The 17726-nt window shown below is 65.0% G+C and carries 17 protein-coding genes; 11 read left to right on the top strand and 6 right to left on the bottom strand.

The features are described from left to right. Nucleotides 1-37: 37 nt before the first annotated feature. Nucleotides 38-556, top strand: a complete 519-nt coding sequence (locus P6U29_RS06205) for a DUF6101 family protein (protein WP_407116789.1) — start codon at nucleotides 38-40, stop codon at nucleotides 554-556. Nucleotides 557-659: 103 nt separating this feature from the next. Here the strand turns inward: P6U29_RS06205 and ubiA are convergent, their stop codons facing one another. Next, nucleotides 660-1592, bottom strand: a complete 933-nt coding sequence (gene ubiA / locus P6U29_RS06200; RefSeq protein ID WP_407116788.1) for a 4-hydroxybenzoate octaprenyltransferase — start codon at nucleotides 1590-1592, stop codon at nucleotides 660-662. Continuing rightward, entirely contained in the window at nucleotides 1589-2251 is a 663-nt protein-coding gene (locus P6U29_RS06195; RefSeq protein WP_407119255.1) for a hypothetical protein, read from the bottom strand. The genes ubiA and P6U29_RS06195 overlap by 4 nt, the downstream gene beginning before the upstream one ends. A 210-nt stretch (nucleotides 2252-2461) precedes the next feature. On the opposite strand from P6U29_RS06195, the gene P6U29_RS06190 reads away from it, so the two are divergent. From P6U29_RS06190 to P6U29_RS06165, 6 genes are all read left to right on the top strand, one after another. Beyond that, on the top strand, nucleotides 2462-3217 hold the full coding sequence (locus P6U29_RS06190) for a 16S rRNA (uracil(1498)-N(3))-methyltransferase (protein ID WP_407116787.1): 756 nt from the start codon (nucleotides 2462-2464) through the stop codon (nucleotides 3215-3217). 130 nt (nucleotides 3218-3347) lie between these two features. Beyond that, nucleotides 3348-4499, top strand: coding sequence for an ATP phosphoribosyltransferase regulatory subunit (locus P6U29_RS06185; RefSeq protein WP_407116786.1), 1152 nt, complete (start codon nucleotides 3348-3350; stop codon nucleotides 4497-4499). Nucleotides 4500-4502: 3 nt separating this feature from the next. After that, nucleotides 4503-5480, top strand: coding sequence for an ATP phosphoribosyltransferase (hisG, locus tag P6U29_RS06180; RefSeq protein ID WP_407116785.1), 978 nt, complete (start codon nucleotides 4503-4505; stop codon nucleotides 5478-5480). Nucleotides 5481-5566: 86 nt separating this feature from the next. Next, nucleotides 5567-6628 carry a glycosyltransferase family 2 protein gene (locus tag P6U29_RS06175; protein ID WP_407116784.1) on the top strand — a complete coding sequence of 354 codons (1062 nt, stop codon included), beginning with the start codon at nucleotides 5567-5569 and terminating at the stop codon, nucleotides 6626-6628. Further along, on the top strand, nucleotides 6625-7470 hold the full coding sequence (locus tag P6U29_RS06170) for a ChbG/HpnK family deacetylase (RefSeq protein ID WP_407116783.1): 846 nt from the start codon (nucleotides 6625-6627) through the stop codon (nucleotides 7468-7470). Before P6U29_RS06175 ends, P6U29_RS06170 begins: the two co-directional genes overlap by 4 nt. 126 nt (nucleotides 7471-7596) lie before the next feature. Further along, nucleotides 7597-8427, top strand: a complete 831-nt coding sequence (locus P6U29_RS06165; protein WP_407116782.1) for a DUF2076 domain-containing protein — start codon at nucleotides 7597-7599, stop codon at nucleotides 8425-8427. A gap of 634 nt (nucleotides 8428-9061) precedes the next feature. Here the strand turns inward: P6U29_RS06165 and P6U29_RS06160 are convergent. After that, complete coding sequence (locus tag P6U29_RS06160; RefSeq protein WP_407116781.1) at nucleotides 9062-9874, bottom strand: L,D-transpeptidase; 813 nt, start codon at nucleotides 9872-9874, stop codon at nucleotides 9062-9064. Between the two features lie 316 nt (nucleotides 9875-10190). On the opposite strand from P6U29_RS06160, the gene P6U29_RS06155 reads away from it, so the two are divergent. Continuing rightward, nucleotides 10191-10976: a protein phosphatase CheZ gene (locus tag P6U29_RS06155; protein WP_407116780.1), complete on the top strand. Its 786-nt coding sequence runs from the start codon at nucleotides 10191-10193 to the stop codon at nucleotides 10974-10976. Between the two features lie 155 nt (nucleotides 10977-11131). Here P6U29_RS06155 and P6U29_RS06150 read toward each other — a convergent pair whose 3' ends face one another. Further along, nucleotides 11132-11653 (bottom strand): hypothetical protein, encoded by a 522-nt coding sequence (locus tag P6U29_RS06150; protein WP_407116779.1) that lies wholly within the window; start codon nucleotides 11651-11653, stop codon nucleotides 11132-11134. A 315-nt stretch (nucleotides 11654-11968) separates the two neighbouring features. On the opposite strand from P6U29_RS06150, the gene groES reads away from it, so the two are divergent. The 3 genes from groES (at nucleotide 11969) to P6U29_RS06135 (ending at nucleotide 15366) form a co-directional block, all read left to right on the top strand. Further along, nucleotides 11969-12265: a co-chaperone GroES gene (gene groES / locus P6U29_RS06145; RefSeq protein WP_407116778.1), complete on the top strand. Its 297-nt coding sequence runs from the start codon at nucleotides 11969-11971 to the stop codon at nucleotides 12263-12265. 113 nt (nucleotides 12266-12378) lie between these two features. Then, nucleotides 12379-14010: a chaperonin GroEL gene (gene groL, locus P6U29_RS06140; protein WP_407116777.1), complete on the top strand. Its 1632-nt coding sequence runs from the start codon at nucleotides 12379-12381 to the stop codon at nucleotides 14008-14010. Nucleotides 14011-14154: 144 nt separating this feature from the next. Then, nucleotides 14155-15366 carry a hypothetical protein gene (locus P6U29_RS06135; RefSeq protein WP_407116776.1) on the top strand — a complete coding sequence of 404 codons (1212 nt, stop codon included), beginning with the start codon at nucleotides 14155-14157 and terminating at the stop codon, nucleotides 15364-15366. A gap of 137 nt (nucleotides 15367-15503) precedes the next feature. On the opposite strand, the gene P6U29_RS06130 is transcribed toward P6U29_RS06135, so the two are convergent. Further along, nucleotides 15504-15902, bottom strand: a complete 399-nt coding sequence (locus tag P6U29_RS06130; protein WP_407116775.1) for an META domain-containing protein — start codon at nucleotides 15900-15902, stop codon at nucleotides 15504-15506. Nucleotides 15903-16026: 124 nt separating this feature from the next. Beyond that, complete coding sequence (locus P6U29_RS06125) at nucleotides 16027-17691, bottom strand: L-lactate permease (RefSeq protein ID WP_407116774.1); 1665 nt, start codon at nucleotides 17689-17691, stop codon at nucleotides 16027-16029. Between the last annotated feature and the right edge of the window lie 35 nt (nucleotides 17692-17726).

The following is a 17726-nucleotide window of genomic DNA, read 5'->3' as shown; positions in this document are numbered from 1 at the left end:
CGACCGGGAACATAATCCCGGCGGGGAGAACTAAGCCGTGAGGCGTCAAACAGCAACATGCGGGGCCAACCCCGCCGGGTCGAGCCGCTCCTTGCGGCTCGACCCCCTTTCCCTTCCGGTCCGCTTCGACGCGCATGATCCGCGCGCCGATGGACATGTCAGGCAGATCGAGCTTCATCGCGAGCGTGTCGTGCTGCGCCGTGCCGTCCGCGGCATGCAAATGGCGATCAACGTGCGGGTTGCCGACTTCACCGGTGTCGCGCTGCGCGGCAACGACGAGGCGCAGACGCTCGTCCTCGTACATCGCGATCCCTCGCTGTCCATTCCGCTGCTGGTCGGCACCGATGCTGACGAGATCGCGCAAGCCTGGACAATCTGGAGCGATATCTTCGCGCTGCCGCAGCTCGACGAGGGCGGCCGCAAGCCCGCGCCACGTCGTCGCCGCGCCAATGCGATCCGCGCCCGCCGCCCGAAATTCTTGATGCGCCGTCGCACTGGCATGGCGCGCGAACTGCCCGTTCATCGGGACGAGCGCGAGATCATCGCACGGAACTGAAGGTGCCGTAGGGTGGGCAAAGCGAAGCGTGCCCACCTCTTCCGTCGAAATTGAGAAAGATCGTGGGCACGGCGCAAGGGCGCCTTTGCCCACCCTACGAGATCTACGTAGCCCGCATCGCCGCGTCGACCAGCAATCCCGCAAACAGCAGCAAGCCGGCATCGCGGTTCGACTTGAATAGGCGCAGGCAGAGTTCAGGATCGTCAATCCTGAGCTGCACGATCTGTGACGCCAGATGCGCGGCGAACGCGATCAGCCCGAGCCAGGCCGGCCAGCGCGCATCGCCGGATGCCAGCGCAATGCAGATCAGCATCACCGCGAGCCCGTAGAACAGGATCAGCGCCTGGCGCGTATGCGCGCCAAACAGGCGCGCGGTCGACTTGATGCCGATCAGCGCGTCATCCTCGGCGTCCTGATGCGCGTAGATGGTGTCGTAGCCGATCACCCACGAAATCGCGCCGGCATAGAGCACGAGCGCGGTGACGTCGATGCGTCCGAAGGTGACGGCAAATCCCATCAAGGCGCCCCAGGAGAAGGCAAGCCCGAGCACGATCTGCGGCCACCAGGTGATGCGCTTCATGAAGGGATAGATCGCGACGATCGCGAGCGAGGCGATGCCGGTTAAGACCGCGAAGCGGTTGAATTGCAGGAGCACCACGAGACCGATCAGCGCCTGTGCGACCATGAAGACCAGCGCCTGCATGGTCGTCACCTGCCCCGACGGCAGCGGCCGCGAGCGGGTGCGCTCAACCTTGGCATCGAGGTCGCGGTCGGTGATGTCGTTCCAGGTGCAGCCCGCCCCGCGCATCACGAAGGCGCCGATGAAGAACAGCACGATGGTGAGCGGCAGGCCGCGGATATCGTGCGCCATGCCGGCAGCGAGCGCCGCCGACCACCAACATGGCATCAAGAGAAGCCACGAGCCGATCGGACGGTCGAAGCGGGACAGGCGCAAATAAGGTCGCGCCCAAAGCGGCGCGAGCGTATCGACCCAGTTGCCAGTGGAATCGGCAACGCGGGCGGATGAGTCGCTCATCGGGTCAGGACGTTGCCGTTGAGCGTGTCGAAGGTGCTGCCACCCTTCTTGCCGGCATTGGCCTCAGGCGCCGAGCCCGACCCCAGCACCTCGCTCAGCGAGGGACCGGCCGGACGCGCCTGTTGCTGCTGCATCTGCAGCGCAACGTTGCAGACCTTTGCCGCCATGGCCTCGGTGTTCTTGTGGCCGTCCTTCATCTGCGCGCCCACCTGCGGCGGAATTCCGCATTTGGCGGCGTGGGTCTCGATGTACTTGAGCATCTTCGACTCTGCCTGGCTGAAATTGCGGATCAGCTTACAGGCTTCGTCCGGCGGTGCATGACGGTCGCTCGCCGCCTTGATCAGCTTGCCGCGCTTCTCGGCCTCTTCGCGCAGCGGAATGAATGCCTTCATGCAGTCCTCGCCGGGACCGGCTTGCGTCGGCGGAGCGGCGCTGAAAGCGCCACCGCCGCCGATCGGCGCGGCGCCGTTCACGGGAAAGGACGATTGCGGCGCCGTGCCGACGGAGGCGACGGGCGCCGAGCCGTTGACGGGCGGAAACGCCGAGCTGCTCGCGGCCTGGTTCGGCAGCGGCGCCGGGAAGGCGCTCTGCGCATAGGCGCCCGCAGCACCCATGGTGACCATGGCGGCAGTGATCGGAACCATCAGATGACGGATCATCAAGGCAGTCTCTCCGGCAGGAGCTTACGGGATTCGGCGTCTTCCCAATCGAAGCGCAACCAGCGTGTTCGCGTTTTTACGATTCCCGCCGGCCCTTAACAACCCGTCGAATAGGGCAAGAGCGCGGCGCGGAGACGCACCAATTCGGCGATATTTACCCCCAAAAGTACTGGTTTCGGTTAAGACGGCGGCAAATCGGACCCTTGAACGATGCCCTCCCACGATTTTCGCGCCCCCCGCCTGTTCGTTGACGCCCCGCTCGCCCAGGACGCGAGGGTGCCGCTCGACCGCGACCAGAGCAACTATCTCGGCAACGTGCTGCGGCTGGCCGCTGGGGCCGAGGTCCTGGCCTTCAACGGCCGCGATGGCGAATGGCAGGCCGCCATCGATGGCCGCAAGCGGCCGGATGGCCTCGTCATCCTCCAGCAGACCCGGCCCCAGGACCGGCTGGCCGATCTGACTTACGTCTTCGCCCCGCTCAAGCATGCCCGGCTGGATTACATGGTGCAGAAGGCCATCGAGATGGGCGCCGCCGCCCTGCAACCGGTCCTGACCCGGTTCACCCAGGCCTCGCGGGTCAACACCGAGCGGATGCGCGCCAATGTCGTCGAGGCGGCCGAGCAATGCGGAATCCTCAGCATCGCCACCGTTGCCGAGCCGGTGCCGCTGGAGCGCTTTTTAAGCCAGCGCGCCGCAGGCCGATTGCTGATCTTCTGCGACGAGGCGGCGGAGGTCCAAGACCCCGTTCGGAGCCTGCAAAGCACCCGCGGCGAGGCCGGTCACGGTATCGACGTGCTGATCGGCCCCGAAGGCGGCTTCGCCGAGGAAGAGCGTGCGCTACTGCTGCGGCAGCCCAGGACCCTACGGCTGGCGCTCGGCCCGCGGATCATGCGGGCCGATACGGCCGCTGTCGCGGCGCTGGCGCTGGTCCAGGCGGTGCTGGGCGATTGGGGCAAGCCCATCTGATCCCGGCATTGCCCACCCGTTAAGCGATTGATCCTTTGGAGGTCGAAACCGCTGTCGGGCCATGCTAAGGGCTGCGCCAATTCGCCTCCCCTTGCCCTGCCCGGTTCCGCCGGGACGATGGACCCCTGTGATGACCGCGACTGCCACCTCAAATGCTGCCGGCTCCGCCGCCTGGGCGGATACGCTGCTCTTGTCGTTCGCGCAGGCCGGCTATGTCAGGGCCGAGCCCGCGATCCTGCAACCGGCCGAGCCGTTCCTGGACCTCTCCGGCGAGGACATCCGCAAGAGCCTGTACCTCACCACCGACCTGTCCGGCGAGGAGCTCTGCCTGCGCCCCGACCTGACCATTCCGGTGGCGCGCGACTATCTGGCCTCGGGGCGCGCCGGCCAGCCGGCCGGGTTCAGCTATCTCGGTCCGGTGTTCCGCTACCGCAGCGGCCAAGCCAGCGAATTCCTGCAAGCCGGCATCGAATCGTTCGCCCGCCAGGACCGCGCCGCGGCCGATGCCGAGATGCTGTCACTGGCGCTGGAGGCGACCGCCGCCTTCGGCGTCCGCGATGTCGAGATCCGCACCGGCGACGTCGCGCTGTTCAATGCCCTGCTGGACGCACTCAACCTCTATCCGGTCTGGCGCCGCCGCCTGGTCAAGGATTTCAACCGCAAGATCAGCCTGGAGCAGGATCTGGAGCGATTGGCAGCCGCAGCCACCGCGACACGCAGCGAATATGAGGGCGTGCTGGCCGCTCTCGCCGGCTCCGACCGCAAGGCGGCGCTCGCCTTCGTCACCGATCTGATGTCGATCGCCGGCACCACCAATGTCGGCGGCCGCACCACGGCCGAGATCGCCGACCGCTTCCTCGAGCAATCGACGCTGAAGGGCGGCGCGCTGCCGCGCGAGGCGATCGCCGTGCTCAAGCGCTTCCTATCGATATCAGGCAGTCCCGACGATGCCATCGCCGAGCTGCGCGCGCTCACGACTGACGCGAAGCTCGATCTCACAGCCGCGATCGATCAGTTCGAGAGCCGGGTCGGCTTCATGGCCGCGCGCGGCATCGACGTGAAGCAGACGCGCTTCTCGACCGCATTCGGGCGCGGACTCGATTATTACACCGGCTTCGAATTCGAGCTGCATCACAAGGGCAACGGCACCGAGCCGCTGGTCGCCGGCGGCCGCTATGACGGGCTGATGACCCAGCTTGGCTCGGCAACGCCGATCCCCGCGGTCGGCTTCTCGGTCTGGGTGGATGCGCTGAGCCGGATCGGCCGCAAGGTGGGAGCTTAAGCCATGAGCGCGCCATTCGTTCTGGCCGTTCCTTCCAAGGGCCGCCTGCAGGAAAATACCGAGGCCTTCTTCGCCCGTGCCGGCCTCAAGCTGTCGAAGGCCGGCGGCGCCCGCGACTATCGCGGCACCATCGCAGGCCTCGACAATGTCGAGGTCGCTTATCTCTCGGCAAGCGAGATCGCCGCGCAACTGTCGCGCGGCTTCGCCCATCTCGGCGTCACCGGTGAGGACCTGGTGCGCGAGAACATTGCCGATGCCGACAAGCGCGTGTCGCTGATCGAGGGGCTCGGCTTCGGCTATGCCGATGTCGTCGTCGCGGTGCCGCAGGCCTGGATCGACGTCCGCACCATGGCCGACCTCGACGACGTCACCACCGGCTTCCGCGAGCAGCATCACATGCGGATGCGGGTCGCGACCAAGTTCGTCAACCTCACCCGCGCCTACTTCCAGAGCCACGGCATCACCGATTACCGCATCGTCGAAAGCGCGGGCGCGACCGAGGGCGCGCCGGCGGCCGGCAGCGCCGAGCTGATCGTCGACATCACCACGACCGGCGCAACGCTCGCCGCCAATGGCCTGCGGGTGCTCGACGACGGCGTGATCCTGCGCAGCCAGGCCAATCTGGTGGCATCCAAAGAAGCCGACTGGTCGCCGCAAGCGCGAGAGACGGCGCGTGTCATCCTCGATCACATCGCGGCGCGCGCGCGGGCCAACAAGTACCGCGAGGTCCGCACCCGCTTCCGGCAATGCGACGCCGCCCTACTCGGCGAGGCCCACAGCCGATACGGAGTCGAGGCCCCGTTCGGCGGTCCGACTTCGTCAGGCATGCTGACGCTGCACTGCCCGCCCGGGCAGCTCTATGCGCTGGCGAGCTTCCTGCGCGAGCATGGCGCCGAGACCGTCTCGGTGGTCTCCCTCGACTACGTGTTCGACCGGGAGAACCCGCTATTCGCCAAGCTCGAGGCGTTCCTGGGGCGGTGAGCCTCGGGTTCGTTCAGCTTACCGACAGCAAACGGCAGCTATCATATGCGGTTGAGAAGACCAAAACGCCTCTGGAACCTTGATCGATGACGCTGGGCTCTGACGTATCAGGCATGACGACCACAGCAGCTAACGCCGCAGCGAAGGGGCTGTCGATCGTCATTCCCGTCTACAACGAGGCGGCCGGCCTCGCCGCACTGCATCAGCGCATCTGCGATCTCGCCAAGACCTTACGGCAGCGCTACCGTCTTGGTTGCGAAGTCGTTTATGTCGACGACGGCAGCGCGGACGCGACGCTGTCGATCGCCCGCTCGCTTCCGGCCGACGCAATCGACGTCCAGGTGGTGTCCCTGTCGCGCAATTTCGGCAAGGAGGCCGCGCTGATGGCGGGCCTCGACCATGCCCGGCTCGGCGCCGTGATGTTCATGGACGGCGATGGCCAGCATCCGCCGGCGCTCGTCGAACAGCTGGTGCGGCACTGGATCGATGACGGCTATGACGTCGTCTACACCGCCAAGGCGCATCGCGATAACGAGCCCTTCTTGCGCCGGGTCGCAGTGCACGGTTTCTACGCGCTGATCAATTGGGGCGCACGCCAGAAGATCCCGGAGGACGCCGGCGACTTCCGTCTGCTGTCGCCGCGCGCGGTCGCCGCACTCAGGCAGTTGCCGGAGCGCAACCGCTTCTTCAAAGGCCTCGCCAGCTGGATCGGCTTCCGCCAGATCCGTGTCGACTACGAGCCTGCGGCGCGCGCCCATGGCGTCACCTCCTTCAATGCCGTAAGCCTGCTCGGCCTCTCGATCGAGGGCCTGACCTCGTTCTCGGTGGCGCCGCTACGCTTCGCCAGCCTGCTCGGCGTTATTCTCGCCGGAGGTGCCTTCCTGTTCGGCCTGTCGATCCTATGGGAGGTGTTCACAACCGGTAAGCAGGTCCCGGGCTATCCCTCACTCGTGGTCGGCCTGATGACGATCGGCGGCGTGCAGCTCATCATGATCGGCATTGTCGGCGAATATATCGGAAAGATCCTGTCCGAGCTGAAGGCGCGCCCGATCTACTTCGTCGCCGAGCACAGCGAGAAGCATTTCGAGGCCGACAAGGCCCAGAACGCTTCAAGCCAGGACGCCGCGAGCAGGACGGCAGCCGAATGAGCACCGCCGCGAGCCCGCGGCGAATCTGGCTCTGCGCCGACGATTACGGCATCAGCCCGGGCGTCAACCGCGCCATCCGCGACCTGATCGAACGCGGCCGCCTCAACGCCACCTCGGTGATGATGGTGGGTCCCGCGATTGCGCGCAGCGACGTCGAGGCGCTTCAGGATTCGGCAAAGCAAGGCCCGCGCTGCGCGATCGGATTGCACGCGACGCTGTCGGCGCCGTTCCGGCCGCTGACCATGCACTTCCGTCCGCTCGACGGCGACATGTTCATGCCGTTTCCAAAACTGCTGCGCGCGGGACTTTTGCGGCGGCTCGATCGTGAATTCATCCGCAACGAGGTGAAGGCGCAGCTGGCAGCCTTCATCGAAGCGTTCGGACGCGCCCCTGATTTTGTCGACGGCCACCAGCATGTGCAGCTCTACCCACAGGTACGCGACGGCTTTGTCGATGCGGTCGTTGAGGCTGCGCCAAACGCTTGGGTGCGCCAGGGCGGCCGCGAGCTGCCACTAGCGCAGCGGCTCGCCTCACCGAAAGCCATGGTGCTCGATATCCTCAGCGCGCAATTCCGTCGCCGCGCCGCCAGTGCCGGCCTCAGCTTCAATCCCGCCTTCGCCGGCGCCTATGATTTCACGCGCGCTGCCGATTTTGGCGCGCTGATGCGGCAATTCCTGGAAGGCCTCCCCGATGGCGGCCTCGTGATGTGCCATCCCGGCTTCGTCGATGACGTCCTCGCCGGCCTCGACCCGATGACCGACGTGCGTGAACGCGAACACGCATATCTGAAGAGCGACGCCTTCGCGCGCCTGCTGGCGGACAGCAACGTGACATTGGGATGAAACAGGCGAAAAGCAGGCCAGGCGACAGCTTGTCGCCTACGGAAATTTAATCCAGCCGGCACTGTTGGGGCCATAATGGAACCCTACATCTCCTGCGCGCTTGGTTTTGCGCAGAGGAGACAGATCATGACGCCGCAGGAACGCCAGCTCGTCGACGACCTTTTTGACCGGCTTTCTAAGCTGGAGAACGCACCGCGCGATCCCGACGCGACCGCCGCGATTTCCGAGGGCTTGCGCAAGGCGCCCGGCGCGGTCTACGCGCTGGTGCAGACCGTGTTGGTGCAGGACGAAGCGCTCAAGCGCGCCAATGCCCGCATTCAGGAGTTGGAAGCAGGACACGGGCCCGAGCAGGCGCAGTCTGGCGGCTTCCTGGATACTATGCGCGAGACGCTGTTCGGATCGAGCCCGTCGCGCGGATCGGTTCCGAACGTGCCACCGCGCGATTCGCGGCCGGTCTGGAACAGCGGACAGGCGATGCAGCAGACACAGCCAGGCTACGGCGCGCCGCCCTACGGGCAGGCCTATGGCCAGGGCCCGGGTCAGGGCTACGGCGCTCCGCCGGTCGGTGGTGGCGGCGGTTCGTTCCTCGGCACGGCCGCAGCGGCCGCGGCTGGCGTCGTCGGCGGCTCTCTCCTGCTCTCGAGCATCCGCGGCATGATGGGTGGTTCGCACCAACAGGCTTTTGGCGACACCACGATCATCGAGGAGCGCGGTGGCGGCGGCGCAGGTGGAAGCCCTTGGGGCGGTAGCGATCAGTCTGGCGGCTCGCTGGCACGCGATGCGGGCTTGAACGACATCGGCTCCAACAGGGACAGCAGCCAGGGCTTCTTCGACCAGGCGTCGAACGACCGCGACAACAACGATCAGAATTACGACGACGATCGCGACGACAACTTCGATACGGCTGACGACAGTGATTTCGACAGCGGAGATGATGGCGGCAGCGATTACGCGTGAGCAATTCGCCCTGCAGATGCAAACCGGCCGCCTCCAGGCGGCCGGTTTCTTTTGAGGCTGAGTTCAAGTGCCTTCTGTGCCAGAGCGCGCAGAGAAGCACTTCGATATAATATGACTAATGCACACCGTTGCTGGATAACACTGAGCTGAACGTCATCAGTGCGCGTGACTTCACCATAGAAGTTGAAAATCGCGCTTCTGACGCGTGCAGCCGTAGACTCCCGGATTTCCAAATACGGACATGGGTGTTCAACTGGAAGAACACGTTGCTTACGCCACACGTCGTGGCTGCCTCTCTTGGCTATAGTCGGGGGTCTTGAAAATGAGTCCACTTCAACAACGCATCGCAACCTTGAGCGACGTGACAACACATCTCATCACCGAATTGTACGAGTTGGAGGGACTGCACGAGCGCGTCAGGAAGGCAGAGCTGTCGGTGCGGCGGCTGAGCCGCTTCGCTCGCGCACCGCATTCGGCTTCATCAGCTTGTCGTCGCCGTCTCGGGTCGAGGGGACACCGTCAGCAGACATAGACGTCCAGGCAGGCGTTCGGCGGCGGCACGCACCCTTCGATGCCGCGCATCCCGAGCCGGCGCGGCATGCGGAGTTGATCGCTCCATCGAAAGCATGACGCTTCACATCACTACGACCCTGGTGCCGACGTTGACGCGGCCGTAGAGATCGATGACATCCTCGTTGCGCATGCGAATGCAACCGGAGGAGACGTTGGTACCGATGGTCCAGGGCTCGTTGGAGCCGTGAATACGGTAGAGGGTCGAGCCGAGATACATCGCGCGAGCGCCGAGCGGATTTTCTGGACCGCCTTCCATGTGCCGCGGCAAATCGGGGCGGCGCGCGAGCATCTCGGCCGGCGGCGTCCAGTCCGGCCATTCGCGTTTGGCCGTGATCGACTTCACGCCGGACCAGGTGAAGCCGGGGCGGCCCACACCGATGCCGTAGCGCAACGCGCGTCCGTTGTCCTCGACGAGATAGAGGAACTTGTTCGGCGTATCGACCACAATGGTGCCCGGACTTTCCTTGCCGCTATAGTCAACGAGTTGCTTCTCGAATTTCGGATCGAATGGACGCTGCCGCGGATCGACCGCGTCCTGCTGGAGCGCGCTTTGCTGAATTGCGCCTTGCATCTGCGGCTCGCCCATCGGCGGCAGGCGGCGCTGGTCATAGTAAGCCGGCTGCTGCTGATACATCGGCTGCTGCGGCGCATAAGCCGGACCGCGGCCGGGACCGTCGCCGAACAGGAACTCGATGAAGCCGCCACCCAGGTTCGAATTCGACGCGACACGCACCGGCGTCGGCGGCACCTGCGGCGCGTAGAGCACCGCGGGCGGATCGCTCGGCACGGTATTGTCGAAAGCGCTGGCGTCGTTCGTACCGGCAATGAAGGTGCAAGCGCCGCCGAGCAGCGCGACAGACATTTTCTTGAACATCGACGTACTCTGTACTGTTTCGTCTAGATCACATGCGTCGTGGCGAGCCGGTGGCTGATCCGCGCTCCTCGACGTGGTCAATAAAAAGCAAAAGCCGTTTTGTTTGGTAAACGTATCGGGCGTTTGGATTCACCACGTCACGAGTGGCGGCGCAATTTCGCGATCAGCGTTTATTTTGGATGAACGCAGCGCGGCCATGGTTAATCGCTTCTTTGCGCAGCGTCGCGCGCGGCCGATCGGCAGTTCCGGCTGTGAACCTCGTGTTAAATCGGTTCTGCCTACAAAGACGCGTGAGTGAGGTGGGGGGAGTAACTTGATGGCTGTTCACCGCAAACGTTTTCGCGTCGAGGATATCATCAGCGGCGAGGTGCCGATTCTGGACGAAACCGAAGAGGCAATCCCGATGCATGGCGAGATCATGGCCGAGCTGCGCGCGATCCGCGCCCAGATGGCGAAGGGCGTCGTCGCGGCCCCGCTGTCCGGCAGCGCTGCCATGGCGGCGATCGATGCTTCCACGGCGCACGAGCTTGCCGAAGCCCGCACCATGCTCGAGACCTACCGGGCGCAGATCGAGCAGTGCGAGAAGCTGAAGGTCGAGCTCGACCTCATCCACGATGCCATCGATCGTACCAAGCGCGAGATCGCGACGCTGCACGGCAAGAGCTTCGACGGTGGCGAAATGGCCAAGGTCAATGGTGAGCTCGGCGCGGTGGTCGGCGGCACCGAGCAGGCGACCCAGCAGATCCTCGAAGCCGCGGAATCGATCGACCAGGCCGCCAGCGCAATGTCCAAGGTGGACTCGGCCGATCAGCAGAAGCGCCTCGCCGACGATATCCAGGAACGCGTTATCTCGATCTTCGAAGCCTGCAACTTCCAGGACCTGACCGGCCAGCGCATCAGCAAGGTCATGACCACGATGAAGTTCATCGAGCAGCACATCAATGCGATGATGGACATCTGGGGTGGCGTCGACGCAATCAAGTCCCATGTGCCGGCGCAGGTCGACCACCGCAGCGACGACGAGAAGCTCCTCAACGGCCCGAAGCTCGCCGGCGACGTCGGCCACGCCTCGCAAGACGACATCGACGCGCTGTTCGACTGAGCGGAGAGCGTACGGACAAAACAAAACGCCGGCCCTTGAGCCGGCGTTTTTTGCTTTGCCTCTCTCGGTCATTCCGGGGTGGTCCGCAGGACCGAACCCGGAATCTCGAGGTTTCGGGTTCACGCTTCGCGTGCCCCGGAACGACGATCAGAACGTCACGCCCGCGGCGCGCAGCGGACGTAGACCATGTTGCCGTAGCGGGTGGCGGCGTCCTTGTCGATGAAGCGGGTGATCAGGACGCGGCCGTCGAAGGAGACGATCTCGCGATCCTGCTCGCCGGGGGTCGGACCGGCCGGTCCGATGTAGTTCTTGCCGCTCGGCGAGCCCTTCAGCCGCAGTTCCTGCGGCGTCGCCTGGTCGGCCAGATGCATGATCACGCCGCCGGAGGAGCCGGCGCCGATCACGTAAGGATTCTTGCACTGGGCCCTCGCCGCAGCCTCGGTGCGGGCGCGGTCGGCGGGGTTCTGGAACGAGGCGAGGCCCCAGCGGCCCACGATCTCGTCGGCGCGGATGGTGGCCGGCATTTCCGGCGCTGTGCCGGGCTCGGCTTCGGGCGGCGGCGAGGACGACGAGAAGGACGGCAGGCTCATGCCGCCGCCGCAGGCGCCCAGCAACAGCGCCAGACAAGAGGCGGCCGCCAGATTGGCAACCGTGCGCGCGTGAGCCGAACAGATCATGGCATTCCCCCAAACAAGACCATGGCCGCACCCCTCCCGCAGCCAAGCGCAAAACCGCTGCCGGAGCAATGACGTCGTTCTATACGCCGGCGCTCCGAACGAGTTTCCAATGCCACCATCCTATATCCGCCTCAACAACCGCTTAACCACCTTTGCTTGACAGGATCGCGGCCAAGCCATATTTCCGGGCCCACTATTAGCACTCGGAAAGCCCGATTGCTAAGCGCGCCGTTCGATCCTCGAGGAGAGGGTGGACGGAAGCGCCGCCCCACCGACTTCCACTACCTCCGAAGCGAGCCTCCAAAGGGAAACGTCATGGCTAAATCCAAATTTCGTCCGCTGCATGACCGTGTCGTGGTCAAACGTATCGACGCCGAGGAAAAGACCAAGGGCGGCATCATCATTCCCGACACTGCCAAGGAAAAGCCCTCGCAGGGCGAGGTCGTCGCCGTCGGCCCGGGCGGCCGCGACGAGACCGGCAAGCTGATTCCGATCGACCTCAAGGTCGGCGACCGTGTGCTGTTCGGCAAGTGGTCGGGCACTGAGGTCAAGATCGAAAACGAAGAGCTCCTGATCATGAAGGAGTCGGACATCATGGGCGTGCTGGCCTAAGGCCATCCGCCTGAACGGCCGCTGAATGTCATGCCCGGATCCAAGCGATCCGGGCATCCATCGTTCCGCCGCGCGGCACAAGACACATCACGAAACACGAGGGATTGCAGACCATGGCTGCCAAAGACGTCAAGTTTTCCGGAGACGCGCGCGAACGCATGCTGCGCGGCGTCGACGTTCTCGCCAACGCCGTCAAGGTGACGCTCGGCCCGAAGGGCCGCAACGTCGTCATTGAGAAGAGCTTCGGCGCGCCCCGCATCACCAAGGACGGCGTCACCGTCGCCAAGGAGATCGAGCTCGAGGACAAGTTCGAGAACATGGGCGCCCAGATGGTGCGTGAGGTCGCCTCCAAGACCAACGATCTCGCCGGCGACGGCACCACCACCGCGACCGTGCTGGCCCAGGCCATCGTGCGCGAAGGCGCCAAGGCGGTTGCCGCCGGCATGAACCCGATGGACCTCAAGCGCGGCATCGACTCCGCGGTGGCCGCGGTCGTCAAGGACATCGAGAAGCGCGCCAAGCCGGTCGCCGCTTCCTCCGAGGTCGCCCAGGTCGGCACCATCTCGGCCAACGGCGATGCCGCCATCGGCAAGATGATCGCCCAGGCTATGCAGAAGGTCGGCAACGAGGGCGTCATCACCGTCGAGGAGAACAAGTCGCTCGACACCGAGGTCGACATCGTCGAGGGCATGAAGTTCGACCGCGGCTACCTGTCGCCGTACTTCGTCACCAATGCCGAGAAGATGACCGCCGAGCTCGAGGACGCCTACATCCTCCTGCACGAGAAGAAGCTCTCGGGCCTGCAGGCCATGCTGCCGGTGCTGGAAGCCGTGGTGCAGTCGGGCAAGCCGCTCGTCATCATCGCCGAGGACGTAGAGGGCGAGGCGCTGGCCACCCTGGTCGTCAACCGCCTGCGCGGCGGCCTCAAGGTCGCCGCCGTCAAGGCGCCGGGCTTCGGTGACCGCCGCAAGGCCATGCTCGAGGACATCGCGATCCTCACCGGCGGCCAGCTGATCTCCGAGGAGCTCGGCATCAAGCTCGAGAACGTCACGGTGAAGATGCTCGGGCGCGCCAAGAAGGTTGTGATCGACAAGGAGAACACCACGATCGTGAACGGTGCCGGCAAGAAGCCCGACATCGAGGCCCGCGTCGGCCAGATCAAGGCCCAGATCGAGGAGACCACCTCCGACTACGACCGTGAGAAGCTCCAGGAGCGCCTCGCCAAGCTTGCCGGCGGCGTTGCGGTGATCCGCGTCGGCGGCGCCACCGAGATCGAGGTCAAGGAGAAGAAGGACCGCGTCGAGGACGCGCTCAACGCCACCCGCGCCGCGGTGCAGGAAGGCATCGTGCCCGGCGGCGGCGTCGCGCTGCTCCGCGCCAAGAAGGCGGTCGGCCGTCTCACCAACGCCAATGACGACGTCCAGGCCGGCATCAACATCGTGCTGAAGGCGCTGGAAGCCCCGATCCGCCAGATCTCCGAGAACGCGGGCGTGGAAGGCTCGATCGTCGTCGGCAAGATCCTGGAGAACAAGTCCGAGACCTTCGGCTTCGACGCCCAGAACGAGGACTATGTCGACATGGTCGAGAAGGGCATCATCGATCCCGCCAAGGTGGTGCGCACCGCGCTCCAGGACGCCTCCTCGGTGGCCGGCCTCCTGGTCACCACCGAAGCCATGGTCGCCGAGCTGCCGAAGAAGGAAGCTCCGCCCGCCATGCCCGCCGGCGGTGGTATGGGCGGCTTCTAAGCCTCCATCCCAATGAAAGTGTTGCGAAGGCCGCCTCCAGGCGGCCTTCTTTTTTGCCGACCCTGCCTCTTCGCTTTCCGATTCAACCAGCGGCCAAAACCCACTACGGTGGCGCGCCGATTCGATTGCGCGAGGATCTCATCAATGCGTGCGCTTCTGGTTTGTTCGACAGCCGTTTTGGCGGCCCTGCTCACCGTTTCGCCGCATCCGGCCTCCGCCCAGATGAAGCTGTCGCCGAAGACGACAGTGCAGGGCGGAACCGAGACGCGCTATTTCACCTCGATCGACGGGCTGATGGACGGCAATGCCGACGTGATCTTGAAGGAGACCCGCCAGGGCAAGACGCTCACCGCGGCGGTGCTCGACGTCTGTTACCCGGTCGCGAAGAACTCCGACCGCAAGGACCGCTTCGTCGTCAATCTCCAGGTCGCCGGCCAGACGCTGACGGGAACGACGCAAAGCCTTGGCGAGAAGTCGCCGGTCAGCGTCAAGCTCACGCGCAAACAGTCCGGCGAGACGTTCGAATTCCGCGGCCAGATCGCAATCGGTCAGGCGGTGACCGAGGTCACCTCCCCCGACAATTCCGATCTCAGCGAAAGGGAATTCCTGGACAACCAGACCTCCGACGACGGCATCACGCCGCAGCCGAAGGATTTCACCGACGTCTCGCCGGAAGCGATCGCAGTCAAGGTCAAGCTCGACGCTGCGACCGACTTCCTGAAGAGCCTGAAGGGCCAGGAGGTCGAGGTGACGCTGGCGAGCCTCAATGTCGGGTGCGATGCGCTGCGCGCGGGCGAGCAGACCATCAACATGTCGGTCGATCCCGAGCGCGCGGGCGCGCTGCTGTCGAAATTCAAGGCGATGCCCGGCGTCACGGCCGCAGGCTGGACCGCGGGCATGACCGAGATGGACCGCACCATCCGCTTCCCTGCGGCGGACTGGCGCGAGGGCGACAAGATCAACAAGGGCAAGCTTGCGACCGCGGTGGCGAACGTGCTGAGCAGGACGCTCGCGGCAAAGCCGGTCTCGCAAGACTTCAATCCAGCCACCGGCAAGCTCAAGCTGGTGTTCAAGCGGCCGAACCAGGATTTTCCGGCGCTCGAGCTCACCGACACGATCGAGGTCGCAGGGCTCGTGTCGCCCGACAAGCCGGGCACCACCGACAAGCTCATGCTCTGGATCGGCAGCCCGGCGACGACGACAGCCGACGAGAGCAGCGGTGCCAAGCTCAATCTGTCCGACGACGCGAGCCCGGACGAAGAAGGCGATCTGCCCGACGACAACGGCTCGATCGAGGCGCTTGCCAAGGAGCTGAAGGGCCAGCGCTGGGACGCCGACAAGTCGGTGTGGAAATAGGCCCTCGTGCCCCGGATGCAGCGCGAAGCGCTGCGAGCCGGGGCCCAGAGGCCGCAAGCGAGATCATGGAGGAAACTGGGTCCCGGCTCTGCGTCGCATCGCTTAGGCGACGCGCCTTGTCCGGGACACGGGCGAAGCTAGTTCCCATTCACGCGAAAGCGCAGCGGCTTGGGACCTACGAGCATCAGGACGTCGCCCTGGCGCTTCCAGGTCTCGACGCTGCCGAGCGCGGCGACGAGCTCGTCGTCGGCCTGCGCCTTTGCAGGCGGACAGGAACGGTCCTGGATCTGGCCGGGGACGAAGATCACGGTGTTGCCGGCAACAGAGAACTGGCCCTTGCCGCCCTTGCACCAGAGCTCCAGCACGACCTCGCCATTGTCGCCGATCTCGATATTCGGAATCCGCTTCGAGCCTGCTTGCGGCAACGCCTCCAGCGTCATCTCGGTGCCGAAGGGAAACCCCTCCTCGGCACGCGCGAGCGTAAACATCGCGAGCATTGCAACCGCCGCACACACCAATCGCTTGAGCGAAACCATGAGACCTCTCGACCGACCTGATTTGCGGCACCTTCTATAAGACGGCTGCGCCATTGAGAAGGTTCGCACAGATGCAAAAATCCCCGCGGGGATGAACCTCGCGGGGATTTGTCGAAGCGCGGCGCTACTTCAGGACCAGCGCCGTGAACGGCCAGACATAAGCCTGCAGCGTCACGAGCACACCGACCAAGCACGCCAGCACGATCGAGTGCCAGAACACGAAGCGCAGAATCGAGCCCTCGTGGCCGTACCACCGCGTCGCAGTGGAGGCGACCACGATCGACTGTGCGTCGATCATCTTGCCCATCACGCCGCCGGAGGAGTTCGCCGCCGCCATCAGCACCGGCGACAGGCCGATCTGCTCGGAGGTGATCTTCTGCAGGTTGCCGAACAGGATGTTCGAGGCGGTGTCCGATCCCGTCAGCGCCACGCCCAACCAGCCGAGCAGCGTTCCGAAGAAGGGATAGAGCACACCGGTCGCCGCGAAGGCGAGACCAAGCGTCGCGTCGACACCCGAGAGGCGGGTGAGGGTGCCGATCGCGAGCATCGCCGAGATCGTGATCAGCGAGATCGCGCACAGCCGGATGGTGCGGCCGTACTCAACCAGCAGGCGTCCCGGCCCAACCCCCATCAGCAAGCCGGAGATGATCGCCGCGATCAGCATGCCGGTGCCGGTGAACGACAGGTAGGTGAACGCGAACACCGCGCCCTCCGGCGTCGGCTTGGCGGCCACGGGCGGCATCTTGTTGATCATCTGGTGTAGCTCGGGAACGGGGTAGTTCCAGGTGAAGATCGAGTTCGCCCAGGTCTTGAATGCACCGTTGCCCCAGATCAGCATCACGATACAGACGATGATCCACGGCAAAAGCGCGCTCCACAGCTCGGACTGGGTCAGCGGCGTCTTGTCCAGCGGCGTTGCCTTTTCCATTTGCGCGGCCGATTCGTCGTGGCCGCGCAGCTCCGGCGACAACCAGAGCTGCCGCGGCTGCCACACTTTCAGGAACAGGATGAGCGCGCCCATCGAGATCAGCGACGCCCCGATGTCGACGATCCAGGGATTGATGTAGTTGGAGATCACGTATTGGGGGATCGCGAACGACACGCCGGTGACGAGAATCGCCGGCCAGACATCCTTCATGCCCCGCCAGCCCGCGAACGCCCAGACCACCCAGAACGGCACGATCAGCGAGAAGAACGGCAGTTGCCGGCCGACCATCGCGCCCAGGATGTAGGGATCGAGCCCGGTGACGGAAGCAAGTCCCTGGATTGGCGTGCCGAGCGCGCCATAGGCGACCGGCGCCGTATTGGCGATCAGCGACAGGCCGGAGGCTGCGAGCGGCGAGAAGCCGAGCCCGATCAGCACCGCGCCGGTGATCGCGACCGGCGTGCCGAAGCCCGAAGCGCCTTCGAAGAAGGCGCCGAACGAGAACGCGACCAGCAGGAGCTGCAGGCGCCGGTCCTCGGTGACGCCGCCGATGGCGCGCTTGAGCAATTCAAAGCGCCCGGTGCTCACCGTGACCTGGTAGAGGAAGATGACGTTGAGGACGATCCAGCCGATGGGAAAGAAGCCGGTGACGATGCCGAGCGCCGAGGCGCGGATCGACATGCCCGCCGGCATGGTGAAGATGAAGATCGTGATCAGGTTGGTGATGATCACGGCGATGACGGCCGCGATGTGCGCTTTCACGCGCCCGCTCGCGATCATGACCAAGAGCGAGACGACCGGAACGGCCGCCGCGACGGTCGACAGTGCCGCGTTGTTCAGCGGATTGTAGATTTGATCCCACATGGCTTCCTCCCCACGCATGTTGCGGCAGGCGGCCC

The sequence above is a fragment of the Bradyrhizobium sp. LMG 9283 genome (genome assembly GCF_045571415.1).
Lineage (GTDB): Bacteria > Pseudomonadota > Alphaproteobacteria > Rhizobiales > Xanthobacteraceae > Bradyrhizobium.
The sequence above is the reverse complement of the archived record's forward strand: the minus strand, read 5'-3'. Positions and strand labels throughout refer to the sequence as shown.